This is a genomic window from Pseudomonas sp. MIS38 (genome assembly GCF_019891575.1).
GTDB classification, from domain to species: domain Bacteria; phylum Pseudomonadota; class Gammaproteobacteria; order Pseudomonadales; family Pseudomonadaceae; genus Aquipseudomonas; species Aquipseudomonas putida_A.
The window spans coordinates 93,681-116,226 of record NZ_JAFLXF010000006.1 but is presented as its reverse complement, the minus strand read 5'-3'; the positions used below and the strand labels follow the sequence as shown (position 1 = coordinate 116,226).

At 58.4% G+C, this 22,546-nt stretch carries 23 protein-coding genes, 3 tRNA genes and 4 pseudogenes; 16 read left to right on the top strand and 14 right to left on the bottom strand.

All coding sequences use genetic code 11. The annotated features are described in order from the left end of the window. Positions 1-5: 5 nt before the first annotated feature. From J1G18_RS09545 to J1G18_RS09530, 4 genes are all read left to right on the top strand, one after another. Positions 6-236 carry a hypothetical protein gene (locus J1G18_RS09545; protein ID WP_007964939.1) on the top strand — a complete coding sequence of 77 codons (231 nt, stop codon included), beginning with the start codon at positions 6-8 and terminating at the stop codon, positions 234-236. A gap of 107 nt (positions 237-343) precedes the next feature. Next, complete coding sequence (locus J1G18_RS09540) at positions 344-628, top strand: hypothetical protein (protein WP_135295900.1); 285 nt, start codon at positions 344-346, stop codon at positions 626-628. Between the two features lie 207 nt (positions 629-835). Then, positions 836-1,342, top strand: coding sequence for a peptide-methionine (S)-S-oxide reductase MsrA (gene msrA / locus J1G18_RS09535; protein ID WP_098964162.1), 507 nt, complete (start codon positions 836-838; stop codon positions 1,340-1,342). Positions 1,343-1,543: 201 nt separating this feature from the next. After that, positions 1,544-1,705 (top strand): hypothetical protein, encoded by a 162-nt coding sequence (locus J1G18_RS09530; RefSeq protein ID WP_166495875.1) that lies wholly within the window; start codon positions 1,544-1,546, stop codon positions 1,703-1,705. 74 nt (positions 1,706-1,779) lie between these two features. Here J1G18_RS09530 and J1G18_RS28390 read toward each other — a convergent pair. Continuing rightward, a pseudogene (locus J1G18_RS28390) lies at positions 1,780-1,980 on the bottom strand (terminase); the annotation flags it as partial. A gap of 11 nt (positions 1,981-1,991) precedes the next feature. Here J1G18_RS28390 and J1G18_RS09525 point away from each other — a divergent pair. Next, the gene (locus J1G18_RS09525; RefSeq protein WP_098964163.1) at positions 1,992-2,342 is read left to right on the top strand and encodes a hypothetical protein; all 351 of its coding nucleotides are present in this window, start codon (positions 1,992-1,994) and stop codon (positions 2,340-2,342) included. A 223-nt stretch (positions 2,343-2,565) separates the two neighbouring features. Beyond that, positions 2,566-3,027 carry a YceK/YidQ family lipoprotein gene (locus tag J1G18_RS09520; RefSeq protein WP_316851778.1) on the top strand — a complete coding sequence of 154 codons (462 nt, stop codon included), beginning with the start codon at positions 2,566-2,568 and terminating at the stop codon, positions 3,025-3,027. 38 nt (positions 3,028-3,065) lie between these two features. Here J1G18_RS09520 and J1G18_RS09515 read toward each other — a convergent pair whose 3' ends face one another. Next, positions 3,066-3,398, bottom strand: a complete 333-nt coding sequence (locus J1G18_RS09515) for a hypothetical protein (RefSeq protein WP_098964165.1) — start codon at positions 3,396-3,398, stop codon at positions 3,066-3,068. Positions 3,399-3,408: 10 nt separating this feature from the next. Next, positions 3,409-3,745, bottom strand: a pseudogene (locus J1G18_RS09510) (MFS transporter). 28 nt (positions 3,746-3,773) lie between these two features. On the opposite strand from J1G18_RS09510, the pseudogene J1G18_RS09505 reads away from it, so the two are divergent. Continuing rightward, a pseudogene (locus tag J1G18_RS09505) lies at positions 3,774-3,959 on the top strand (IS4 family transposase); the annotation flags it as partial. 43 nt (positions 3,960-4,002) lie between these two features. Here the strand turns inward: J1G18_RS09505 and J1G18_RS09500 are convergent. After that, positions 4,003-4,416, bottom strand: coding sequence for a hypothetical protein (locus J1G18_RS09500; RefSeq protein ID WP_223007551.1), 414 nt, complete (start codon positions 4,414-4,416; stop codon positions 4,003-4,005). A 246-nt stretch (positions 4,417-4,662) separates the two neighbouring features. After that, positions 4,663-5,010 (bottom strand): hypothetical protein, encoded by a 348-nt coding sequence (locus J1G18_RS09495; RefSeq protein WP_098964167.1) that lies wholly within the window; start codon positions 5,008-5,010, stop codon positions 4,663-4,665. Positions 5,011-5,251: 241 nt separating this feature from the next. On the opposite strand from J1G18_RS09495, the pseudogene J1G18_RS09490 reads away from it, so the two are divergent. Further along, positions 5,252-5,728 (top strand): annotated as a pseudogene (locus tag J1G18_RS09490) (tyrosine-type recombinase/integrase); the annotation flags it as partial. Between the two features lie 82 nt (positions 5,729-5,810). On the opposite strand, the gene J1G18_RS09485 reads toward J1G18_RS09490, so the two are convergent. The 8 genes from J1G18_RS09485 to J1G18_RS09450 all read right to left on the bottom strand — a co-directional run bounded on the left by J1G18_RS09485 (position 5,811) and on the right by J1G18_RS09450 (position 10,737). Then, a tRNA-Leu gene (locus tag J1G18_RS09485) sits at positions 5,811-5,897 on the bottom strand. A 194-nt stretch (positions 5,898-6,091) separates the two neighbouring features. Then, positions 6,092-6,165 (bottom strand) — tRNA-Cys (locus tag J1G18_RS09480). A 46-nt stretch (positions 6,166-6,211) separates the two neighbouring features. Next, positions 6,212-6,287: transfer RNA gene (locus tag J1G18_RS09475), tRNA-Gly, on the bottom strand. Between the two features lie 60 nt (positions 6,288-6,347). Beyond that, positions 6,348-6,908, bottom strand: coding sequence for a CDP-diacylglycerol--glycerol-3-phosphate 3-phosphatidyltransferase (gene pgsA / locus J1G18_RS09470; protein WP_003225417.1), 561 nt, complete (start codon positions 6,906-6,908; stop codon positions 6,348-6,350). Positions 6,909-6,940: 32 nt separating this feature from the next. After that, positions 6,941-8,764: an excinuclease ABC subunit UvrC gene (gene uvrC / locus J1G18_RS09465; protein ID WP_027612674.1), complete on the bottom strand. Its 1,824-nt coding sequence runs from the start codon at positions 8,762-8,764 to the stop codon at positions 6,941-6,943. Positions 8,765-8,766: 2 nt separating this feature from the next. Beyond that, positions 8,767-9,408, bottom strand: a complete 642-nt coding sequence (uvrY, locus tag J1G18_RS09460) for a UvrY/SirA/GacA family response regulator transcription factor (RefSeq protein WP_024012761.1) — start codon at positions 9,406-9,408, stop codon at positions 8,767-8,769. Positions 9,409-9,535: 127 nt separating this feature from the next. Further along, positions 9,536-9,979: a GNAT family N-acetyltransferase gene (locus J1G18_RS09455; RefSeq protein ID WP_177416194.1), complete on the bottom strand. Its 444-nt coding sequence runs from the start codon at positions 9,977-9,979 to the stop codon at positions 9,536-9,538. Next, positions 9,976-10,737, bottom strand: a complete 762-nt coding sequence (locus J1G18_RS09450; RefSeq protein WP_223007550.1) for a carbon-nitrogen hydrolase family protein — start codon at positions 10,735-10,737, stop codon at positions 9,976-9,978. Before J1G18_RS09450 ends, J1G18_RS09455 begins: the two co-directional genes overlap by 4 nt. 614 nt (positions 10,738-11,351) lie before the next feature. Here J1G18_RS09450 and J1G18_RS09445 point away from each other — a divergent pair. Next, complete coding sequence (locus J1G18_RS09445) at positions 11,352-12,416, top strand: 3-deoxy-7-phosphoheptulonate synthase (RefSeq protein ID WP_098964171.1); 1,065 nt, start codon at positions 11,352-11,354, stop codon at positions 12,414-12,416. Positions 12,417-12,489: 73 nt separating this feature from the next. Here the strand turns inward: J1G18_RS09445 and J1G18_RS09440 are convergent, their stop codons facing one another. After that, positions 12,490-13,668, bottom strand: a complete 1,179-nt coding sequence (locus tag J1G18_RS09440) for a hypothetical protein (RefSeq protein ID WP_223007549.1) — start codon at positions 13,666-13,668, stop codon at positions 12,490-12,492. Between the two features lie 337 nt (positions 13,669-14,005). Here J1G18_RS09440 and J1G18_RS09435 point away from each other — a divergent pair, with 337 nt between their 5' ends. The 7 genes from J1G18_RS09435 to J1G18_RS09405 all read left to right on the top strand — a co-directional run bounded on the left by J1G18_RS09435 (position 14,006) and on the right by J1G18_RS09405 (position 22,509). After that, entirely contained in the window at positions 14,006-14,875 is an 870-nt protein-coding gene (locus tag J1G18_RS09435; protein WP_210557278.1) for an esterase/lipase family protein, read from the top strand. A 96-nt stretch (positions 14,876-14,971) separates the two neighbouring features. Continuing rightward, positions 14,972-15,253: a peptidylprolyl isomerase gene (locus J1G18_RS09430; protein WP_039758565.1), complete on the top strand. Its 282-nt coding sequence runs from the start codon at positions 14,972-14,974 to the stop codon at positions 15,251-15,253. Between the two features lie 135 nt (positions 15,254-15,388). Further along, positions 15,389-17,257 carry an extracellular solute-binding protein gene (locus J1G18_RS09425; RefSeq protein WP_139053683.1) on the top strand — a complete coding sequence of 623 codons (1,869 nt, stop codon included), beginning with the start codon at positions 15,389-15,391 and terminating at the stop codon, positions 17,255-17,257. Next, entirely contained in the window at positions 17,257-18,318 is a 1,062-nt protein-coding gene (locus J1G18_RS09420) for a microcin C ABC transporter permease YejB (RefSeq protein ID WP_027612667.1), read from the top strand. The genes J1G18_RS09425 and J1G18_RS09420 overlap by 1 nt, the downstream gene beginning before the upstream one ends. Beyond that, positions 18,318-19,340 carry an ABC transporter permease gene (locus J1G18_RS09415; RefSeq protein ID WP_134786509.1) on the top strand — a complete coding sequence of 341 codons (1,023 nt, stop codon included), beginning with the start codon at positions 18,318-18,320 and terminating at the stop codon, positions 19,338-19,340. The genes J1G18_RS09420 and J1G18_RS09415 overlap by 1 nt, the downstream gene beginning before the upstream one ends. Before the next feature lie 9 nt (positions 19,341-19,349). Next, positions 19,350-20,924 carry an ABC transporter ATP-binding protein gene (locus tag J1G18_RS09410; RefSeq protein WP_134786510.1) on the top strand — a complete coding sequence of 525 codons (1,575 nt, stop codon included), beginning with the start codon at positions 19,350-19,352 and terminating at the stop codon, positions 20,922-20,924. Between the two features lie 169 nt (positions 20,925-21,093). Next, a complete protein-coding gene (locus J1G18_RS09405) occupies positions 21,094-22,509 on the top strand; it encodes a sigma-54 interaction domain-containing protein (RefSeq protein ID WP_223007548.1) in 1,416 nt (471 codons plus the stop codon). Positions 22,510-22,546 lie beyond the last annotated feature (37 nt).

Genomic DNA, 22,546 nt, shown 5'->3' with positions numbered 1-22,546 from the left:
GTTCCATGTCCGAAAAAGAGTCCATCACCACCCTCCTCACCTTGCTCGACTCTCGTCAGGCGCGACTTGCCGCGGCCTGCAAGGAAATCGCCGACTGGGTCGATCATCAAGGCGGCCATCCGACTGCCCTGCGCATCCGCGATCGACTGAACGACATCGAAAAAGACACACCGCTGATCCGCAGCACCCTGTCGTCGCTACAACCGGTCGAACGGCCACTGCCACGTTTCAGATGACTGCACAGCGATAATCGACAGCTAACCGGCGTACCGTCTGGCCGATGTACCGAACACCCCGAGGTGTGGGCGGTCAAAACCTGTACACGTCACCCAGGAGACGGTTCATGGTTATCCATTTCAAAACAGAAGGACATCTGGCTTGTGGTCACAAGGGCAGCAACCTTGCCTCAAGCCTGGAACTCAATCGCGTCAAATGCCGCAGCTGCCGCAACACAGACGCCTACAAAGAAGCACGCAAGACCCAACGCAATGCCGCACGCCGCGCAGCGCGCCACACCAAAGCTGATCATGGTGCGTCGAACTGGCGTTCGGAGTGGATCGAACGCCTGACCGCGCTGGCCGGGCCGCAGCGCCTGCCAAGGGGCTTTTTCGGGCAAGCGTTCGTATAACCGATTGATGTCGTGTTTTTAGTCCATCACTCGACGTGAATTGCCACGAATTCACCGCTCGAACCCATCAATGCCCTGGCCTTATCGTCAGGGCTTTTTGTTGAAAACTCCGGTTCGAGCAGCCCGTAGCCCTGAGGCAAGCTTGCAAATAGCCAACGCGCCCTCATAACCAGAACCATATCCACCGTCACCTATAGGCAAAAAATCATGACCGGACAAACCGAAACCGCGATTCTCGCCGGGGGCTGCTTCTGGGGCATGCAGGACCTGCTGCGGCGTTATCCCGGTGTGCTGGAAACCCGCGTCGGTTACAGCGGCGGCGATGTACCGAACGCCACCTACCGCAACCACGGCAACCACGCTGAAGCCATCGAAATCATCTTCGACCCGGCGGTGATCAGCTACCGGCAGATCCTCGAGTTCTTCTTCCAGATCCACGATCCGAGTACGCCCAACCGTCAAGGCAACGATCTCGGCCCCAGCTATCGTTCGGCGATCTATTATCTCAGCGAAGAGCAACGCGACATCGCCGAGGATACCGCCGCCGACGTTGACGCTTCCGGTCTCTGGCCGGGCCGAGTAGTCACCGAAATCGAACCGGCGGGGCCGTTCTGGGAAGCGGAACCTGAGCACCAGGACTACCTGGAGCGGATCCCGAATGGCTACACCTGCCACTTCATCCGTCCGAACTGGAAGTTGCCCAAGCGCAGCTAATAACACACCTGCGTAATCACTCCACGCACAGCGCTGGCCTTTACTGAAGGCCGGCGCTCGCGCACCTCTGCAATTGATCATTTTGGTGAGCCCTCCGTAGCACAGTTCAAGCGCCCAAGGATGAACATACGTTCATCGCAAGCATGGCTCAAAGCGTCTAGCCTGCAGGTTCCAACATAGTGCCTACAGGAGTACCCCACCATGTTCTCGCACGAAAGCCTCCCGCTGATTGCCATTTTCACCATCATGCTACTGTGCGTACTGGCTGCGTTTTTACACCCGGTACATGCATTCTTCAGCTGGCTGCGCAGGCGCAAGGAACGATCAAACGCCCAGGCTGCAAAAGAGGTTGATTCGCGCTGAATGTGTTCCCTCAACTGGCCCGGGTATGCCTGGGCTTTTTGTTTTCTCGCCGAACAGCAGATACAAAAAAGCCCAGCGCGGGGCTGGGCCTGATTTTTCGTCAAGGTTAAAAACATCGCCGCCATCTTGCCGACGTTGAAGTCCATGCCGATAAACAGCGGCTCACCGGGCAGCACAGTGTCGAAGCACTGGTTCAGCTTGCGGTCGTAAGCGTGGTAGATCGACCCGGACTGCTGCCGCAACTCTCTTCGGATGCGTCGCGATTCCAGAAGAGACCTGGACCAACTTGGGTCCGTCTAATCTCGTCACCGAGGCTGGAAAAATTGTTTGCTACACAGATGCCAACATTATTGATGGCAAGCGGATTGTAGGTACTCTGTGCGCCACTCCGCGCTCGGGCTTTCTGAGCGATGGCGAGCCACAAGTTCTCGCAGGCGTGAACTACCGTCAACCGTTCCGAATAGACCTCAGTAAAGCCACAAAGGGCGAACAACTGCCATTCGGTGACAAGACGGGCCTTCTTGAATGCGAGCCAGATGAGGCCGACGGGGCAAAATCCACCCCCGTGAAATTCTGCAAGGTAACAATCAACGGACAGGCTCTAGTCAGCGCTAAGATTACCTTCGCATACAAGTAACCAAGTCAAAGCCGCAGTATCCCTGCGGCACGCCTACCGCACCATCACCATTCCGAACCACTCTTCAATGATCCGGCGCATGACTGGCTCTGTCAGGATTGCGGATGTTTTTTCGCCGGCGATCACTGAACGCACAAGGTCACAGGGCAGCACGTGGACACCGTCTTCAGCCGTTACCGTCAGGTGTGATCGCTGATCCGCAATGTCATGAATTTATGCGGTCATGCGCTGCTCCCGTGTCGCGACACAATTTGCTGATTCGCGAAACGTGTCGCGACCTGGAAAATTGGAATTCTTCACTCCAGATAAACAGCTACCATTCATTTCTTTCGAACGGAATCGACCAATGACCTTCAGATACATTGTTTTGATGCTCGCGGCCGCTTCAGTGACCGGGTGCGGAACAATCAACACGACCTTCCGGGACGATGCCGTGGCTAGCAATAAACTGGCTCGTTGGCATTCCCATTGTGACTCGGTTCCGCGAATCTACAGCGGTACAGTCTTTAATTACTGCACGCTAGACGCGGAACCACGGCGAAGCACTGGTTTCGATGGATATCCTGCGCCCGCACTTATTGTTCTCGACATGGGGCTCTCAGCGGTTACAGACACTGTCGTGCTGCCCTATTCCATCTACCTGCAGAACAAGCACGGCGATATCAAGAAGGCTCGTTTCGAGTAGCAACTACACTGACTACTTCGATGAGATGGTGGCGTGACCTACTTGCCGCGCCGCTCGATCCCGCCCGGCGCCTTTTCACAACGCATGCAATGCTCACAGTTTAGCGTTCGGCACAGCCAGGCCTTCACCCGCCGCCACCAGATGACCATGAAGATGTGACGCATACCGGCAAGGGCCAGCGAGACGTGAAGCGTGATCCCGGCGGTGGTCGGGCCGATGATGAAGATGTTCTGGTTGCGGCTCATCACCACAAACCCGCTGATGGCGATCGCTGAATAGATCAGCTTGCCGAGGATTCCGTCCCGCACTCGACCGCTCAGAACACACCAAGTCGCCCACAAGGCAATAAAGCCGCAGGCGATAGAGTTGATAGTTCAAGACTCATGGTGGATTGCCTCCCCCGAACCGCTGGCGAATGAGCACCCGGAGGTCAGCGGCTCTGATGGCTCGGTTGATGGCCGCAAGAGCGATCCGCCGAAGGTGCCCAGCAGGAAGCCAATGCCGCGACAATCTTCGGCTCAGTCACACCCAGATAGGTGCTGACCTTGCTCGTCAGGTACAGCGAGCAAGCGATGCCGGTGATCAGGAAGATCAGCCAGGCGTGCCAGTCGGCCAGATCGTCTTTGTGCCACCAGCTTGCGACGACAGCGCCGACCAGTCCTGCGATCAGCAATTCAAACCTGTCGATCTTGTCGAGCAGGCGCTGCAATAACTCCATGCACTCGACTCCTTAAATGCGAATGGCTATCCCTGCGGAAAAACTGGCTCAGCGCTTGTTGGAACTAGCCAGAAACATCCAGCCAAAACAAGTTGCGAAAAGCCCCCGAGGCTCCAAGGTGCCAAAGCCTAAGACGTGGGTCCAAGGCACAGCGGTGCATGCTCATGTTTCAACGGACAGGGTAATCAAGGCCGCCAGAACGAGAAGACCTTGAAAGGGATGGTTCTAAGAGCGGGCTTTGGGATGTAGACCAGGTGCTACCAACTTTTCCGAGAGCTGATTATCTGCTGGCATCTATCAGCCATCTCCGGGAGTGATACAGCCACATCAGACAGCACTCGATCCATCTCGCGCTCGTCCAGAAATGGATAGACGTCGAGATTGAGAGCGATCTGAACCTTGCGCAAATTGGTGCCTTCTACCAGCCAACGCTCAACAGCGCGAGTCATCGCTGACCCGTTGTCCTCCGTCTGCCAGGCAAGAAAATCGAAGAGCCGGGCCACCTGCATGAAAGAGATTGAATCGGGAATATCGGCAAAAAGCCGGTCAGCCAGGTTGTCCTCCCCAAACTCAAGGACGACTGCCCGCGCAGCGCTGAACGCTTCAGTGTATTCGGGCTCGCTGCTCTCTGTTGCGATCACGTTCAACGCCCTTTCAACAACCTGATGCATAGCAATTGCGCGCTCCGAAAAGGAGTTCGATGCTACCAGCCTTCAGCGCTACGGGCTAAACAACCAGCGCCACGACAGCCTGTCGTTAACTACCCGATCCTCTCTATGAGAGCGCATCGGGGTGTGATCTGAGGTCAAGCCTCGGGCATCGGATGTGCCAACTGGTCGCCTACAGGGCTACCCCTTCCGCCGAATGCCGGTTGAGCCCCGGACAGATCACACCCCGATGCGAAATAAAACTTTGGCCTACTCCCGCCCCTTTGCATCTCGGTAATAGCTATCACATATCACTTCAAGTAATTCTTGGGTGGCCTCGGTCCGCATGCGTACAACCATTTGCTCAAGCTCCGCTTTGTGTTTTGGCTGCGAGGAGAATTCCCGAATGTCGTTTGCTAATTGAGTCGACATGTGTGGATGTAGCGATATGAATTGCTCTAAAGAAAGCTCCTTTTCTGGATGCTTCTCTCCGCAGACTTGGTAGAGAGCTGCACCACCGACGGCCATCTCATGTTCGCTGGCAGCATGGGCGGTCGATGCAAGAGTGCAGCCAATAAGTGCGGCGAACACGCCAATACGCGATCTTTCCAACGGCATTTCATACCCCAGCATTCATGTTTGGCATCAAGGCCGACGCAAGCCTATCGGCTTAGCCCCTTCATTTCTTTAACCCCTCCCCGCTGCCGACACCACTCGAATGCACTCCCCCTCGCCTGCACTATGTATGTACCGGAGACATGGTGGACAGGTGTTCGGAGACATGGTGGACACTTTTTAATAGACACATTGCTCATCGCCAAGGAGATGACCTGTGTCTTGGGAAGAGGTGCACGACAAGGCTGACGCCGGACTGCGCGATGCCATGGACTTGGCCTATTTGACTGGCCAGCGAGTGACAGACACGCGGCTTATGGATGAACGAGACGTGCGCGACGGCCAAATCTGGGTGCTCCAGGGGAAAACGAAGGCCAAACGACGGATTGAGGTAACCGGTGAGCTGAAAGTTTTGATTGATCGAATCATAGCCAGGAAGTCCGGACACAAAGTCCGCTCGACGCGGCTGATCGTGGCAGAAAACGGCACTCCGATGACGGAGGCAATGTTGCGCAGGAGATTTGATGTGGCCAGGGAGGCAGTTGGTGTTGAAAAGGCCGAGTTTCAAATGCGTGATTTACGCGCCAAGGCTGGTACTGATAAGGCAGAATCGAGCGGCGACATCATGCGGGCCAAGGATCAACTTGGGCATACCACCGTAGGGATGACAGAGCAGTACATTCGCAATCGAAAGGGTAAAAAGGTCATGCCCACAAAGTGAATTGCGAACCAATGTCAGAATTGCGACCCGGAAACAAACAAGGGTTTGCCTCAGCTTTCGCCCGCAAACCCTTGATTTAAGATGGTGCCCGAAGCCGGAATCGAACCGGCACGCCCTTACGAGCGGGGGATTTTAAGTCCCATGCGTCTACCAGTTTCGCCATTCGGGCGGTAGCGCTGTTGTAGTGCTCAAATCAGTCGGCCAGAGAATCTGACTTTGTTGAGCCTTTGAAGCAGAGCGGGAAATATATACATCACGTCCCGGTGAAGCAAGTTCACAGTGGCTGATTTCAAGACTAAATCTTGCAGTGCACTGAAAATAAAAAAGCTCCGTAAATCATGGATCTACGGAGCTTGTTTATAGTGGAGGCCGAGGTCGGAATCGAACCGGCGTAGGCGGATTTGCAATCCGCTGCATAACCATTTTGCTACTCGGCCTCAAACGATCGCTGTTTAGTAGCACAACAACAACCGCGTACAAACTTGGAGCGGGAAACGAGACTCGAACTCGCGACCCCGACCTTGGCAAGGTCGTGCTCTACCAACTGAGCTATTCCCGCTTGGTGTGGCGCATTCTATAGATTTCAGATGCCCCGTCAACCCTTTGATTCAAAAAAGTTTTATTTCTTTTCAACGTCGGTTTTCAGATGCGGCCAGGCGGCCCGCAGGTATTGAACCATCGACCACAACGTCAGGCCCGCCGAGATCATCAGCAAGGCGTAACCCAGCAGCACCCAGAAGCTGAAATCGCGGGGATTGGCCAGCAGGATCACCAGCGCCAGCATCTGCGCCGCGGTTTTCCACTTGCCGAGATTGGACACTGCTACATGAGCGCGGGCACCGAGTTCGGCCATCCATTCACGCAAGGCCGATACGACAATCTCGCGGCCGATGATGACGGCTGCGGGAAGTGTCAGCCACAAATTGCCGTGTTCCTGAACCAGCAGTACCAAAGCGACTGCCACCATCAGCTTGTCGGCAACCGGATCGAGAAACGCGCCGAACGGCGTGCTTTGTTCAAGGCGGCGGGCCAGATAGCCATCCAGCCAATCAGTTGCCGCCGCAAAGGCGAATACCGAAGCGGAGGCCATATAGCTCCACTGGTAAGGCAGGTAAAACAGCAAAATGAAGATCGGGATGAGCAGGACGCGGAGAACGGTAATCAGATTAGGGATATTCATCGGCACAACTGGCTACGAGGTGAGTTGGCATTCTACTCGCTATGCAGGTTTGCATAAATCGACTCTGCGAGCTTTTTACTGATCCCCGGTGCTTTGGCGATCTCTTCGATGCTTGCACGAGACAGCTCCTGCAATCCACCAAAATGTTTCAACAAGTCCCGACGTCGGGTCGGCCCGACACCCGCAACGCCTTCCAGCGTCGAGGTGCGGCGGGTCTTGCCGCGCCGCGCACGGTGGCCGGTGATTGCGAAGCGGTGCGCCTCGTCACGAATCTGCTGGATCAGGTGCAACGCCGGGGAATCGCCACGCAGCGTGAACTCATGCGCGGCATCATTGAGATACAAAGTTTCGAAGCCTGCCTTGCGTGTTGCACCCTTGGCCACACCCAGAAGAATGAGATCCGGCACCGCCAGCTCGTTGAGTACGTCGCGGGCCATCGACAACTGACCTTTGCCGCCGTCCACCAACAGAATGTCCGGCAGCTTGCCCTCCCCGTCCTTCAGTTTGCTGAAGCGCCGGGTCAACGCCTGGTGCATGGCTGCATAGTCATCACCCGCCGTGACGCCTTCAATGTTGTAACGACGATAGTCGGATTTGATCGCGCCTTCCGGGCCGAACACGACACAGGAAGCGACGGTGGCCTCACCGCTGGAGTGACTGATGTCATAGCACTCAAGACGCTGCGGCGGCTCATCCAGGTTCAGCACTTCAGCCAGCGCATCGAAACGCGCAGCCGTGTGTTGACGATTGGCCAGGCGTGCGCCCAGCGCTTGCTCGGCATTGGTGACCGCCAACTGCTGCCATCGTGCCCGCGTGCCGCGTACCCGGTGGCTGATGCTCAGCTCCCGACCGCGCAGCTCGTGGATGGCGTCGATCAGAGCCGTGGCGTCTTCGGGAACCACGTTGACGATCAGTTCGCCTGGCAGGTCGCGCTCCGGACTGCTGATGTAGTACTGACCGAGGAACGCCGCCATGACTTCAGCGACCTCCTCCTCGATACCCACCTGCGGAAAGAAGTTCTTGCTGCCCAACACCCGACCGCCGCGCACACTGATCAAGTGAACGCAAGCGCCGCCCGGGTTGACGAAAGCTGCGATAACATCGATGTCGCCCGTTCCACCTTCCATGCTTTGCTGATCCTGAACACGGCGCAGCAAGGCAATCTGGTCACGCAACTCGGCGGCGCGCTCGAATTCGAGATTGATTGCCGCCTCTTCCATTGCCGTGGACAGCTCATTGGTCAGGGCATGACTGCGCCCCTCGAGAAACATCACCGAATGGCGTACATCCTCGGCGTAGACCTCAGGTTCGACCAGACCGACACAAGGCGCCTTGCAACGCTTGATCTGATATTGAAGACACGGGCGCGTGCGATTTTTGTAATAGCTGTCTTCGCACTGACGGACGAAAAAGGTCTTTTGCAAGAGGCTGAGGCTTTCGCGAATCGCCCCGGCGCTCGGGTACGGGCCGAAATACTTGCCCTTGGCCTTCTTCGCGCCACGGTGGATACTCAGGCGTGGGAATTGGCCGTCAGACAGAAAGACATAGGGATAGGACTTATCGTCGCGCAGCAGAATGTTGTACGGCGGCCGCCACTCTTTGATCAGGGTCTGCTCAAGCAGCAACGCCTCGGTTTCGTTGGCGGTAATGGTCGTTTCGACCTGCGCGATACGCCCGACCAGCGCAGCGGTTTTTGGCGCCAGCCCGGTCTTGCGAAAATAGCTGGCAAGGCGCTTCTTGAGGTTCTTGGCCTTGCCGACATACAGCAGGCGCGCATCGCTGTCGAACATGCGATAGACGCCGGGGCGCCCACTGACAGTCGCCAGGAAGGCGCCGGAATCGAATACTTCAGTCATGATCAGGCGCTGGCATCCACCATGCCGTGGCGCACAGCCAGCAACGTAAGCTCGACGTCACTGCTGATCGACAGCTTTTCGAAAATCCGGTAGCGATATGTGTTCACCGTTTTCGGCGACAAGCAGAGTTTGTCGGAGATGATCTGCACCTTCTGGCAGCCGACAATCATCAACGCGATCTGGATTTCCCGCTCGGACAAGGCGTCGAAAGGTGAATCGTTGGTTGGCTGGAACGACTTGATCGCCAGTTGCTGGGCAATCTGCGGACTGATGTAACGCTGCCCGGCAAACACCAGACGGATCGCCTGAACCATTTCCGGCAAACCAGCGCCCTTGGTCAGGTAGCCGGCGGCACCAGCCTGTAACAGGCGCGTAGGAAATGGATCTTCCTCGCACACGGTCACCGCGACGACCTTGATGTCCGGGTGGCTGCGCAACAGCTTGCGCGTGGCCTCGAGGCCACCAATACCGGGCATCTTTACGTCCATCAGGACCACATCGGGTTTCAACTCACGGGCCTTGATCAGGGATTCTTCCCCGGACTCGGCCTGTCCAACCACCTGCAAGCCATCGATATCGGCCAGCATACGTGTAATGCCTGTACGAACGAGATCATGGTCGTCGACCACTAGCACCCTAATCAAGCAGACACCTCGCGATATGGTCTTATTGGGATGCCGGACACCTTAGCAAAAAGTGCCAGACAGACCTAGCGGCAAGCATCATTTAAAAAGTTTCAATTCATCATCGAAGGCTTGCCGGCCGTGGGTTTCAGAGCACAAGTGTACCGAAATCGAGCTCCATCCTCAGGAAACACTCGTCCTCACCGCACACCTTGAAGCCTTTTCTCTTATACAGACTTTGCGCCGGATTATTTTTGAATACTGTCAAACGCAGTGCTGGCAGTTTTTCGCCGCGAGCCAAAGCGACAACCTGATCAATCGCCCAGGATCCTGCACCTTGCCTGCGAGAGACCTCGGCTATTTGCAGCTCGCGGATGTACAAGGCCCGGCGATCATGACTGAGACTGAAAAATCCCACAGGAACTTCACCAAGAAGGACCAGCCAGTTGTCCCGCCCATCCCAAGCAACGTCGAACGCTTCGTCCTGCCACAGCAGCTCGTGGTCAATGTAATAGCGCAGCATGTTCTGGCACGTCAGCTTTCGGGCGAACGCCCGATCTGCCGATTCGGCACGACGCAATGCCCAGGTCACAGGTCTACCGCCACGGGTACTACCCGCCCCTGCCATGCGCCGGCATCACGCCGGGCAAGAACCAACACTTCACCCGGCCCTTGCGCCGCCACCACCAGTGTCCCGCTTTCAGACCAGAACGCGCTGCGACCCGCCGATTGCCATCCACCCGTGAGCCCGGCGTGATTGGCCATCAGCACCGCCATTGAGTGGTTTTGGGCATAGCCCTGCAGCAGCGCGCTATCCACGCCGTAGCCTTTTTCCCCGATCAGCACGCCTGCTGCGTACAGGTCGGCACCAAGATCGGCGGCCGCTGCCGCGTGACTGGCATGGGAAAAATCAGCGCAGACCGCCAGCGCTATGGTATCGCCGCCTATGCTCAAGGACGAACCACCAGCACCTGGGGCATAGAAAAGCTCTTCGCCACTGTGCAGATGTTGTTTGCTGTAAACCTCAAGAGAACCATCCCCTCCTAATGTCAGCGCGCCGATCAATACCTTCGAACTGTCCCTATCGCGAATCGGCATACCGACGACAGCGGTGAGGCCTAGCTCGCGAGCGCAATCGCGCAAGGGTTGCAGCACAGCATCCTGCGGATCGATTGCCAGGTCTGCGGCCATCTGGCCTTCGTAGCCTGTCAGCGACAGCTCCGGGAACACCAGCAGCTCGACGCCCTGCTCCGCCGCCACGGCCATGAAGCGCAAATGACGGGCGATGTTCGCCGCCAGATCACCGGCAATGGAGAGCGACTGGGCTGCAGCGACCGTGAACATCGACATGAATCATCCTTGGTGTTTGTGCAAAGCAACCAGTGTGTCACAACGCCTGCAGCACTCAAGCGATAGGTAACCTCCGCAATGGCGATAGCAATTTCTGATTGCTCAGCCGTACGGGCCTCTAGTAAGCTCGGCGCATTCATCGGAGACAACCATGTTCAACGCCCTCTCACAGCTTCGTTCCGCCAGCGCCCTGCGCTCGGTTGCGGCTGCCCGGGCGAATGACGCTTGCGCTCCTGTCAGCTTTTATTTTGGGTATTGGTTTAGCCACTGGCGCGCCTGATACCCACCGGCGCCCATAAAAACGGGTCGCCTACCAGAGAATTCTCAACCCCCGGTCGGCCTCCCGACCGGGGGTTTTGTTTTTTCAGGCCCCAAATTTTTCAGCAACACACCAGAACTTTGAGGAATCACGACATGAACTACGCCACTTATTACCGTTACGACACTTTTACCGCCTGGCGATTTAGCAACCTCCGCTCGGGACAGCCTGCCGCCTCCGATCGGTCACCCACAGGTGGCAAGCACACACACGCAGCCAATCCGGCCAATTGTCGAACACCCCAGTAGGGCCGAGTGAGCGGGAAACACCCGCCGCCAGCCCAGGAATCCCGAATATGAACTCGTCTGTTTCTGCTCTGCCACTGACCACCCTTGATTCTGCCAACGAAGCACTGACCCTGCGTCTGCCCAGCGCCTTGCAGCTCAAACAGCAATTGCCCCTGAGCAATGCCCTCGCCCAGCAAGTCGCAGCCCACCGCCAGGCGGTCCGCGCGATCCTCAATGGCGAAGACCATCGCCTGCTGGTCGTCGTCGGCCCTTGCTCGATTCACGACCCGCGCTCCGCACTCGAATACGCCGAAAAACTTTCCCGCCTGGCCCATGAAATCAGCGACGAGATGCTGCTGGTGATGCGCGCCTACATCGAAAAACCCCGCACCACCGTCGGCTGGAAAGGTCTGGCTTACGACCCGCACCTGGATGGCAGCGACGACATGGCTGGCGGCCTGACCCTGTCGCGTGAATTGATGCTTGAGATGATCCGCCTGGGGCTGCCCATCGCTACCGAGTTGCTGCAACCAATGGCGACCGGCTACTTCGACGACCTGCTCAGTTGGGTTGCTATCGGTGCACGCACCACCGAATCGCAGATTCACCGGGAAATGGCCAGCGGCCTGAACATGCCCGTAGGTTTCAAGAACGGCACCGACGGTGGCGTAGGTGTAGCCGTCGACGCCATGCGCTCAGCAGCACATCCGCACCGACACTTCGGCGTCGACAGCCAAGGACACCCGGCGATCATCCAGACCCCGGGCAACCCCGACACTCATATAGTGCTGCGCGGCGGTCATCACGGTCCTAACTACGATCGCGAAAGCGTCGCCCGGGTACATGCCGACCTGAGCCGACTGAAAATTCCGAGCCGGATCATGGTCGACTGCAGCCACGCCAACAGCGGCAAGGACCCATTGCGCCAGCCCGACGTGTTCAACGAGGTGCTCGAACAACGCCTGCAAGGTGATCGCGCCTTGATCGGCATGATGATTGAGTCCCATCTGTTCGAGGGCTGCCAGCCTTTGAGCCCTGCCCTGCGTTATGGCGTATCGATCACCGATGGTTGCCTGGGGTTCAGCGCGACGGAGCAGTTGCTGTCGAATGCCGCCAAGCGACTTCGAGCCTGATGATCCGAGCAGCCTTTGCGGGCTTATCAAAATCCCGCAAAGGCTGAGTCATCGCTCAGACTTCACCACCGGGTTATGCCCGCACCCGGATGCGTGTTATCTCGGAAGCCTGGCTTACATCATCCAGCCGCTCCACTGAATACGACACCTGCACCACAGTTTCCCGATGCTCTCGCCAGAAACGATAAGGCACGATGAATACCAAGGGCTCGCCTGCAGTTTCCCGGGTGATGTCCCGATCATCGCGGTGACTGAAATACTCACCATCGCATTTCAAGTAAACCAGCTCCCCCTCCTCGGCCTGGGCATTGCCGATCACCACGGTAATGCCATCCTCGGCATCTGCTACCTCCAGTTCGCCATCTTGCGCTTCCAGTACCTGCGGAGCTGCGAGCTCGCCTCGCATCAATGGCGCGATCAGAATTCGCGAGGTTGCAGAGTTCCTCACCTGCGCCGACCTTGATTCCACCCGGTAGCTGACGCTCACCTCCTGCATACGATGAGTGGCGATGCGATCTGCGGGTATCCAGAAAGACAGCGCTTCGCCGACAGCAAACGGCTCCACGAGCAACACATCACTGATCACCGGCAGTCCTTCGACACCTTGCCACGACAGGGTGACCCGGTCCCCGACAGCCATGCGGGCGTAAGGTCGCACGATAACGCCAGTGCCCTGCGGGACACGGGCCGGATCGAGCGTCCCGCCCACCGTCTCTTCAAGGATCGGAGCCAGCAGATCGGGTTCCGGATCACCCACATTCAGCTGCAAACGCCTGGATGACACGGGCTTCTGAAGCGCAACGCTGTACAGCGTCCAGTAAACCTCCAGCGAGCCGCGCTCCAGCGCTGCGATGTGCAAACCCTTTATGACAAAGACGAGTTCCTGACCCACCTGGTTTTCACTGACCGCACGAGTGGTTTCGTGAATATAGGGCAATCCTTCGTCATCCAGTCCTTGCCAGCTCAGCACAAGTTTGTCGCCGCACAACATGTTCGGGTAAGGCGCCACCCTGACGAATGCATGGTCCAGTGAAGGATCAAGCATTCCACCCTCCATAACCTCAAGCATCGGTGCAGGCAGCCACGAGTCTGGAGAGTCTGCCGCCGCAGAGGCGTGTCGATAGCAGAATTCGAAGTGGTCGCCGTCCACCTTCAAACTCAGAAGACGGTGTTCACCGGATTCATCCGCTACAGGGGACATATTTGACGCTGGTACCACAGAAGAATCGCCGGTGGCTTCGTATATAGACATTCGTAGCTCCATTCCTTGGATAAAACGCCGCCGTGAAGGCCGCGTCGAACGAAATCCATTGAACACCATCCAGCGACCGGCGGAAGTCAGCACAACGCCTTCCGTCGGCAGGGTAAATACACCGCATGACGTAGGCTTACGAAGCAGAATCCAGCGATACCGGGCAAAAGATTGCCAAATGTTCCGACTACCCTCTCAAGCAGAAGCGAAAATTCGTACCGCTTTTAGTCCAATTTCCTGTCAGTACAGAGGATTTTTCAGACATCGCCGACCCGCAGGCCTGTTTTACAGTGGCACGCACCAACCACTGACAAGCATCTGCAAAAGAGGCAGGAACATGCAACGGAATGCGACAACCCGCTACCCCATCCTTTTGGTCCATGGCCTGTTCGGGTTTGACCGTATCGGCCATTTCGAGCTTTTTCATGATGTCAAGCAAGCGCTGAGGGAGGCAGGCGGGCAAGTGTTTGTGCCGCAGCTGTCCGCAACCCATGACAACGAAGTTCGCGGCCAGCAATTGATGTTCCAGATCGAGCGCGTTCTGCGAGGCACCGACGCCGGTAAAGTCAACCTGATCGGACATAGCCAGGGCGCGCTGGCATGCCGTTATGCCGCTGCGCTCGCGCCGGAGAAAGTCGCCTCGGTGACATCGGTCAGCGGCCCCAATCACGGCTCGGAACTGGCTGACGCCTTACGCCTGGCGCTGGTTCCGGGAGGCCTGCCGGAGCAGGTGGCGGAGCACGCTGCGACACAGTTTGCGCGATTCCTCTCGCTGCTCAGCGGTCAGCCGGGTCTGCCGCAGAACGCCGTAGCCGCACTCAATGCCCTGACGACTGCGGACGTCGGGCAATTCAACAAAAAATACCCTCAAGGCCTGCCTTCGACGTGGGGCGGCCAGGGGGCGGAACGGGTCAATGACGTCCACTACTACTCCTGGAGCGGCACGCTGCAGGACAATTTGTTGCAGGCTCTGGATCCAGTGCATTCCGTCTGCCACGCATTATCCAGCCATTTCGTCACGGAGGCCGGACAGAACGATGGTTTCGTGGGCCGTTACAGTTCTCACCTGGGCCGGGTCATCCGCTCCGACTATCCCCTAAATCACCTTGGCAGCTTGCGCCATCCGGGCGGGTTGCGAATACCCGGCGCGGATCCCGTCGACCTCTATGTCGAACACGCGATGCGCCTGAAAGCCGCGCAACTGTAGATGTACGTCAATGTACCGAGTGGAACTTTGCAGAGAAATCGCTTACTGAATCCGGTAGGCTCCACACTTTACTGAAATAGATTGGAGAATTTCCCCATGGCTAAAGCCACTGCCCGCCACATCCTGGTTTCCAGCGAAGACAAGTGCAACGAACTCAAGGCCCAGATCGAAGGCGGTGCTGATTTCGCCGAGGTCGCCAAGGCCAACTCCAGCTGCCCGTCCAGCCGTCAGGGTGGCGATCTGGGTTCCTTCGGTCCTGGCCAGATGGTCAAGGAATTCGACACCGTAGTCTTCAGCGCGCCAATCAACGTCGTGCAAGGCCCGGTGAAGACCCAGTTCGGTTATCACCTGCTCGAAGTCACCAGCCGCCAGGACTGATCCGTCGCCTGACTGCTGTCCCAACGGCCCGCCTTTTGGTGGGCCGTTGTGTTTTGGTTACAGGATACGGCTGGCGACTGACGCGCCGCTCGCGTACAAATTGCGCTTATCGATCACCCGGCTTTAAGGCTGACAATGCGACTGGCTTTCCCGACTTTACTGTTCACTGCCGTGGCCCTGCTATTGGGCGCCGCCGGTGTGAACGCCACCCCGCAACATGCGTTGACCGTCTATGGCGAACCTGCCAAATACCCGGCCGGTTTCAGCCACTTCGACTACACCAATCCGCAGGCGCCCAAGGGCGGCACCATGCGCCGCTCGGCGATAGAGATCGGGCATTTCGATCACATCCTGCCTTATATAGATAAAGGCATCGGCGTCACCCAGATCGACGGCATGCTCTATTCGCCGCTGGCCCAGCGCTCGATGGACGAGCCCTACACGGTCTATGGCCTGGTGGCGCAAAAGATGGAGCGCTCGGAGGATGGTCTGTCGCTGCGCTTCTTCATCGATCCCAAGGCGCGTTTTGCCGACGGCAAGCCGATCACTGCCGAGGACGTGCGCTACACCTATGACCTGTTGATGACCCAGGGCAGCCTGCGCTATCGCACGCAGTTCGCCGACGTCAAAGGCGTGGAAGTGGAAGCGCCGCTGACCGTGCGCTTCGATTTCAAGAGCAACGAGAACCGCACCCTGCCGCTGGACATTGCCACCCTGCCGGTGTTTCCCGAGCACTGGTGGAAAACCCGCGACTTCGCCGGTGGCGGTGGCTATGAACCACCACTGGGCAGCGGCCCGTATCGGGTCGGCAAGGTCGACTCCGGGCGCAGCATCACCTTTGAACGCAACCCCGACTGGTGGGGCAAGGACCTGCCGGTCAGTCGCGGCCTGTATAACTTCGATCACTTCAGCATCGAATATTTCGGCGACACCGATGTCGCCCGCCAGGTATTGCGCGGCGGTGCCTATGACTACAACCGCGAGTTTTCCGCCACCGGCTATTCGATCGGTTACGACAGCCCTGCGCTGAGTGACGGCCGCTTGCAGAAAGCCCACCTGGCCACCGAGGCCCCGCAATCTGCGCAGGGGTTCGTGTTCAACCTGCAGAAACCGATGTTCCAGGATCGTCGGGTGCGCCAGGCGCTGGCGATGCTCTGGGATTTCGAGTGGAGCAACCGGCAGATGATGCGCAACATGTACATCCGCCAGCAGAGCTATTTCTCCAATACCGCACTGGCAGCCCGCGAGTTGCCGGATGCCGCCGAGCTGAAAATCCTCGAGCCGTTGCGCGGGCAGGTTCCCGACGAAGTGTTCACCCAGGTCTTCGAGGCGCCGAAAACCGATGGCAGCGGGCTGATCCGCGACAAGCAACTGCAAGCCCTGGAACTGCTCGAACAGGCTGGCTGGAAACCCGAGGGCGACCAACTGGTCAACGCCGAAGGCGAACCGTTGAGTTTCACCTTTCTGGTCAGCCAGAACGGTATGGATCGCCTGCTTCTGCCTTACAAGCGCACGCTGAAGCAGATCGGCATTGAGCTGAATATCCGCCGCATCGACTCCTCGCAATACGTCAATCGCCTGATGAGCCGTGATTACGACATGATCGTCACCGGCTACCCGGTCAGCACATCTCCGGGGGGCGAGTTGCTCAACTACTTCGGTTCGATATCGGCCAACGACCCCGGCGCCAACAACTACATGGTGCTGAAGAATCCGGCGGTCGACACCCTGATCAACGGCCTGATCCGCGCCTCGACCCAAAGCGACATGTTGCACTACGCCCACGCTCTGGACCGGGTGCTGCAATGGAACTACTACTGGATTCCCAACTATTACCCGCCGGGCACCTCCACCGTCTGGTGGAACCGCTTCGGCATGCCGGCGATCCAGGCCAGCAATGACGAAGCGATCGAGAGCTGGTGGGAAATCAGCAGTACGCCGCTGACCAACCAGCAGATGACCGCCGAAAAAATCGGCCGTGGCAGACCCGGAGGACCGCACTGATGTGGGCATACATTCTGCGGCGCCTGCTGCTGATCATTCCGACGCTGGTGATCATCCTGCTGGTCAATTTCGTGATCATTCAGGCCGCACCCGGTGGCCCGGTCGAACAGGCCATCGCCCATCTGCAAGGGATCGGCGGTGCGAGTGTCGGCGGCAGTTCCAGCGAAACCATGAGCAACACTTCGCGCGCCAGCCGTGGCCTCGATCCGCAACTGATCAAGGACATCGAAAAGCAGTACGGTTTTGACAAACCGGCGCATGAGCGGCTGTGGCTGATGCTCAAGAACTACGCGCAGCTGGACTTCGGCAAAAGCTTTTTCCGCGGTGCGACGGTCACCGATCTGATTCTGGAAAAAATGCCGGTGACCATTTCCCTCGGCTTGTGGGCGACGCTGATCACCTATCTGGTGTCGATCCCGCTGGGCATCCGCAAAGCGGTGCATCACGGCAGCCATTTCGACATCTGGAGCAGCACCGCGATCATCATCGGCTACGCGATGCCGGCGTTTCTGTTCGCAATGTTTCTGATCGTGGTGTTTGCCGGTGGCACGTCATTGAACTGGTTTCCAGTGCGCGGTCTGGTCTCGGACAACTTCGAATCGCTGTCGACCCTGGGCAAGATTGCCGATTACTTCTGGCACCTGGTGTTGCCGGTGACGGCGCTGGTGATTGGCGGCTTCGCCACGCTGACGATCCTCACCAAGAACTCGTTCCTCAATGAAATCACCCGCCAGTACGTAGTCACCGCCCGCGCCAAAGGCTTGAGCGAGCGCCGCGTGCTTTACGGCCATGTGTTCCGCAATGCGATGCTGCTGGTGGTCTCGGGGATTCCGCAGGCGTTCATCAGTGTGTTCTTTGCCGGTTCGCTGTTGATCGAAGTGATCTTCTCCCTCGACGGCCTCGGCCGCATGAGTTACGAAGCGGCGGTTTCTCGCGACTATCCGGTGGTGTTCGGCTCGCTGTTCATCTTCACCCTGTTCGGCCTCCTGATAAAACTGATCGGCGACTTGTGCTACACCCTGGTCGACCCACGTATCGACTTCGCCGCGAGGAACGCCTGATGTTCAAGCTCTCGCCTCTGGGCCGTCGCCGTTTCGCGCGATTCAAGAAAAACCGCCGTGGCTGGTGGTCGTTGTGGCTGTTTATTGGACTGTTCGTGGTGACGCTAGGCGGTGAACTGATCGCCAATGACAAACCACTGGTGGTCAGCTATCAGAACCAGCTCTACTTCCCGGTCCTCAAGCGCTACACCGAACAGGAGTTTGGCGGGCAATTGCCGTTCCAGGCCGATTATCGCAGTGACTATGTGCAGAACCTGATCCGCAAGGACGGTGGCTGGCTGCTGTTCCCGCCAATCCCGTTCAGCGACGACACGCCCAACTACGACCTCAATCAACCTGCGCCGAGCCCGCCCTCAAAGGTCAACTGGCTCGGCACCGACGATCAGGCGCGTGATGTGTTGGCGCGGGTGATTTTCGGTGCCCGGGTATCGATCCTGTTTGCCCTGATGCTGACCGCCGTCAGCGCGCTGATCGGCATAGCTGCCGGCGCCCTGCAAGGCTATTACGGCGGTTGGGTCGATCTGCTCGGGCAGCGTTTGCTGGAGGTCTGGAGCGGATTGCCGGTGCTGTACCTGCTGATCATTTTGTCCGGCTTTGTCGAGCCGAATTTCTGGTGGCTGCTGGGGATCATGGCGCTGTTTTCATGGCTGGCACTGGTGGATGTGGTGCGCGCCGAGTTCCTGCGCGGGCGTAATCTGGAATACGTCAAAGCGGCGCGCGCGTTGGGCCTGAGCGACCGCAAGGTGATTTTCCGGCACATCCTGCCCAATGCGATGAACGCGACGCTGAGTTACTTGCCGTTCATTCTCACCGGCGCAATTTCCACCCTTACCGCTCTCGACTTCCTCGGTTTCGGCATGCCCGCCGGCAGTGCCTCGCTGGGCGAGCTGATTGGCCAGGGCAAACAGAATCTGCAAGCGCCGTGGCTCGGGCTGACGGCATTCTTCACCCTGGCGCTGATTCTTTCTTTACTGGTGTTCATCGGCGAAGCGTTACGTGACGCGTTCGACCCTCGATCCTGAAGTGTGACCATGACTGATAACCTGATCGAAATCCGTGACCTGAACGTCGCCTTCCATGGCCAGCCGGCGGTGCGCGACCTGTGCCTGGACATCCGGCCCGGCGAGTGCCTGGCGCTGGTCGGCGAGTCGGGCTCGGGCAAATCGGTGACTGCGCATTCGATTCTGCAGTTGCTCCCCGAAGGCGATGCGCAAACCAGCGGCAGCATTCGCTATCGCGGTCAGGAGCTGCTCGGCGCCGATCCGAAGGTCCTGCGTGAACTGCGCGGCAACCGGATCGCGATGATCTTTCAGGAGCCGATGACCTCGCTCAATCCGCTGCACACCATCGAAAAGCAAATCGGTGAAACGCTGCTGGTGCATCGTGGCCTGGGCGGTAAAGCGGCGCAGCAGCGGATTCTTGAACTGCTGGAACTGGTGGGTATTCAGAAACCCAAAGAGCGCCTCAAGGCCTATCCGCATCAACTGTCCGGCGGCCAGCGGCAACGAGTAATGATCGCCATGGCGCTGGCTTGCGAGCCGGAACTGCTGATCGCTGACGAGCCGACCACGGCGCTTGATGTGACAGTGCAACGCAAGATCCTGCTGCTGCTCAAATCCCTGCAACAACGCCTGGGCATGTCGCTGCTGCTGATCAGTCACGACCTCAATCTGGTGCGCAGCATTGCGCAACGGGTGTGCGTGATGAAGGCTGGCGAAATCGTCGAGCAAGCCCCGTGCGAAACCCTGTTTACCGAACCGAAACACCCTTACAGCTGCGTGCTGCTCAACGCCGAGCCGGAAGGCGAAGCCCTGCCCCGCGATGAACGCGAGAACGTGCTGGAGGTGGACGATCTGCGGGTCGAGTTCGTCGTCGGTGGCGGGCTGTTCCAGCGCAAACAATATTTGCGCGCGGTGGACGGCATCAGCCTGAATATCCAGCGCGGCAAAACCCTGGGCATTGTCGGTGAGTCCGGTTCGGGCAAGTCGACCCTGGGCCAGGCGATTCTGCGGTTGCTCGATTCCGAGGGCAGTATCCGTTTTCAGGGCACCGCCCTCGACGGTCTCGATCAGAAGCAATTGCGACCATGGCGTCGGCAGATGCAGGTGGTGTTTCAGGATCCGTTCGGCAGCCTCAGTCCACGTATGTCGGTGGCGCAGATCATCAGTGAAGGGCTGGAGGTGCATTGTCAGTCCAGCGCCGATGAGTGCGATGCACAGGTGATCCGTGTACTCAAGGAAGTCGGCCTGGACCCGGAAAGCCGTCATCGCTACCCGCACGAATTTTCCGGTGGTCAGCGCCAGCGTATCGCAATCGCCCGGGCGCTGGTGCTGAAACCGGCACTGATCCTGCTCGACGAACCGACGTCAGCCCTCGATCGTACCGTGCAGAAACAAGTGGTCGCCCTGCTCCGCGATCTTCAGGAAAAACACGGCCTGACCTACCTGTTCATCAGCCACGACCTGGCGGTGGTGCGGGCGCTGGCGCATGACATGATCGTGATCAAGGACGGCAAAGTGGTCGAGCGCGGTGCCAGCCACGAGGTGTTCGACTCGCCGCAGCATCCTTACACCAAGGAGCTGTTGGCGGCGGCGCATCCGGGGTAGGCATAATCGGCGCTTGCCTTGATACCGAGTCGCGGCCTTCGCGAGCAAGCTCGCTCCCACAGGGATTCGGGTTGTACCCAAATATGGGGTACCCCAGAGAAACCTGTGGGAGCTGGCTTGCCAGCGAGGAGGCTCGAACAGACAACCCAAATTCCGGATCCGCCAACCCATGAACACCACCGAAAGTCTCAAGGACTACCAACGCGTGCGCACGCTGGCGATCCGCTCGCTGTTCGAGATCATCGAGCAGTCCAGCGAAGGCACGGTGATTGTCGATCGTGATGCGAACATCGTCTGGATGAACGAACGCTATGCCCGGCGTTTTGGGCTGGAGTCGGCGAAAAAAGCCATCGGCCAACCCTGCGAAAGCGTGATCCCCGGCAGCTTGTTGCGTGAAGTGGTGCGCACCGGCCGGCCGATCCTGCTGGACATGCAGGACACGCCGAAAGAGCCGCTGGTGGTGATGCGCCTGCCGATCCACGACGATGCCGGGGCGGTGATCGGCGCCATCGGTTTTGCCCTGTTCGATGAATTGCGCAGCCTGTCGCCGATGCTCAAGCGCTACCTGAGCATGCAGGAAGAACTCGCCTCGACCCGCTCGCTGCTGCGGGCGCGGCAGACCAAATACAACTTCGCCCATTTCATTGGCACCAGCAGCGCCAGCCTCGAAGTCAAACGCCGCGCCCGCCGCAGTGCCAGCGCCGAATCCCCGGTGTTGTTGCTCGGTGAAACCGGCACCGGCAAGGAGTTGCTGGCCCAGGCGATTCACAGCGCTTCGCCCCGGGCGCACAAAGCCTTCGTCAGCATCAACAGTGCGGCGATTCCCGAAGCGCTGCTGGAAGCCGAGTTTTTCGGCACTGCGCCCGGTGCGTTTACCGGCGCCGACCGCAAGGGTCGTACCGGCAAATTGGAGATCGCTCAGGGCGGTACGCTGTTTCTCGATGAAATCGGCGACATGCCGTTGCCGCTGCAGAGCAAACTGCTGCGGGTGCTGCAGGAAAAGGAGTTCGAGCCGGTTGGCTCCAACGACGTGATCCAGAGCGATGTGCGGGTGATCGCGGCGACTTCGACCGATCTGCAAGCCGCGATCAAGCGCGGTGAGTTCCGCGCCGACCTGTATTACCGACTTAACGTGCTGCCGATCCAGGTTCCGCCGCTGCGCGAACGTCTCGACGATCTGCCGGCACTCAGCGAGGCGATTCTTGAAGAACTGCGCAGTCAGCATGAGCTGAGTCGCGCAGCGCTGGATCTGCTCGGGCAACATGCGTGGCCGGGCAACATCCGCGAATTGCGCAACGTGCTGGAGCGCGCGGCGCTGCTCAGCGATGACCTGATCCTCACCGAAGAGGATATTCGCGCGGCCATCGGCACCTTTACCCCGGTTGAACGTCCGTCGGTGTCGACGCTGGCACCGTTGGCGGAAGAGACTTTTGCCCAGGCGCGCCAGCGGTTTGACCGACAACTGATCCAGTCTGCCCTCGCGCAATGTGCGGGCAAAGTGCCGGAGGCGGCGGCTCGACTGGGACTGGGACGCTCGACGCTGTACAAGAAGATGCTGGCCTTGGGCATCGCCGAGTCTCAATAAAGAGACTTAAGTCTCCAGAAAAAGACAACAACAAAAG

Bases quoted from the DNA above. Each gene is read 5' to 3' on its own strand.
- J1G18_RS09450 (WP_223007550.1), bottom strand. From the start codon at position 10,737: ATGTCGATGTTCACGGTCGCTGCAGCCCAGTCGCTCTCCATTGCCGGT.
- pgsA (WP_003225417.1), bottom strand. From the start codon at position 6,908: ATGAATATCCCTAATCTGATTACCGTTCTCCGCGTCCTGCTCATCCCG.
- J1G18_RS09530 (WP_166495875.1), top strand. From the start codon at position 1,544: ATGTTCTCGCACGAAAGCCTCCCGCTGATTGCCATTTTCACCATCATG.
- J1G18_RS09545 (WP_007964939.1), top strand. From the start codon at position 6: ATGTCCGAAAAAGAGTCCATCACCACCCTCCTCACCTTGCTCGACTCT.
- J1G18_RS09540 (WP_135295900.1), top strand. From the start codon at position 344: ATGGTTATCCATTTCAAAACAGAAGGACATCTGGCTTGTGGTCACAAG.
- msrA (WP_098964162.1), top strand. From the start codon at position 836: ATGACCGGACAAACCGAAACCGCGATTCTCGCCGGGGGCTGCTTCTGG.
- J1G18_RS09495 (WP_098964167.1), bottom strand. From the start codon at position 5,010: ATGCCGTTGGAAAGATCGCGTATTGGCGTGTTCGCCGCACTTATTGGC.
- J1G18_RS09420 (WP_027612667.1), top strand. From the start codon at position 17,257: ATGTGGGCATACATTCTGCGGCGCCTGCTGCTGATCATTCCGACGCTG.
- J1G18_RS09500 (WP_223007551.1), bottom strand. From the start codon at position 4,416: ATGCATCAGGTTGTTGAAAGGGCGTTGAACGTGATCGCAACAGAGAGC.
- J1G18_RS09440 (WP_223007549.1), bottom strand. From the start codon at position 13,668: ATGTCTATATACGAAGCCACCGGCGATTCTTCTGTGGTACCAGCGTCA.
- J1G18_RS09430 (WP_039758565.1), top strand. From the start codon at position 14,972: ATGGCTAAAGCCACTGCCCGCCACATCCTGGTTTCCAGCGAAGACAAG.
- J1G18_RS09520 (WP_316851778.1), top strand. From the start codon at position 2,566: ATGCGCTGCTCCCGTGTCGCGACACAATTTGCTGATTCGCGAAACGTG.
- J1G18_RS09410 (WP_134786510.1), top strand. From the start codon at position 19,350: ATGACTGATAACCTGATCGAAATCCGTGACCTGAACGTCGCCTTCCAT.
- uvrC (WP_027612674.1), bottom strand. From the start codon at position 8,764: ATGACTGAAGTATTCGATTCCGGCGCCTTCCTGGCGACTGTCAGTGGG.
- J1G18_RS09425 (WP_139053683.1), top strand. From the start codon at position 15,389: ATGCGACTGGCTTTCCCGACTTTACTGTTCACTGCCGTGGCCCTGCTA.
- J1G18_RS09445 (WP_098964171.1), top strand. From the start codon at position 11,352: ATGAACTCGTCTGTTTCTGCTCTGCCACTGACCACCCTTGATTCTGCC.
- J1G18_RS09405 (WP_223007548.1), top strand. From the start codon at position 21,094: ATGAACACCACCGAAAGTCTCAAGGACTACCAACGCGTGCGCACGCTG.
- J1G18_RS09435 (WP_210557278.1), top strand. From the start codon at position 14,006: ATGCAACGGAATGCGACAACCCGCTACCCCATCCTTTTGGTCCATGGC.
- J1G18_RS09415 (WP_134786509.1), top strand. From the start codon at position 18,318: ATGTTCAAGCTCTCGCCTCTGGGCCGTCGCCGTTTCGCGCGATTCAAG.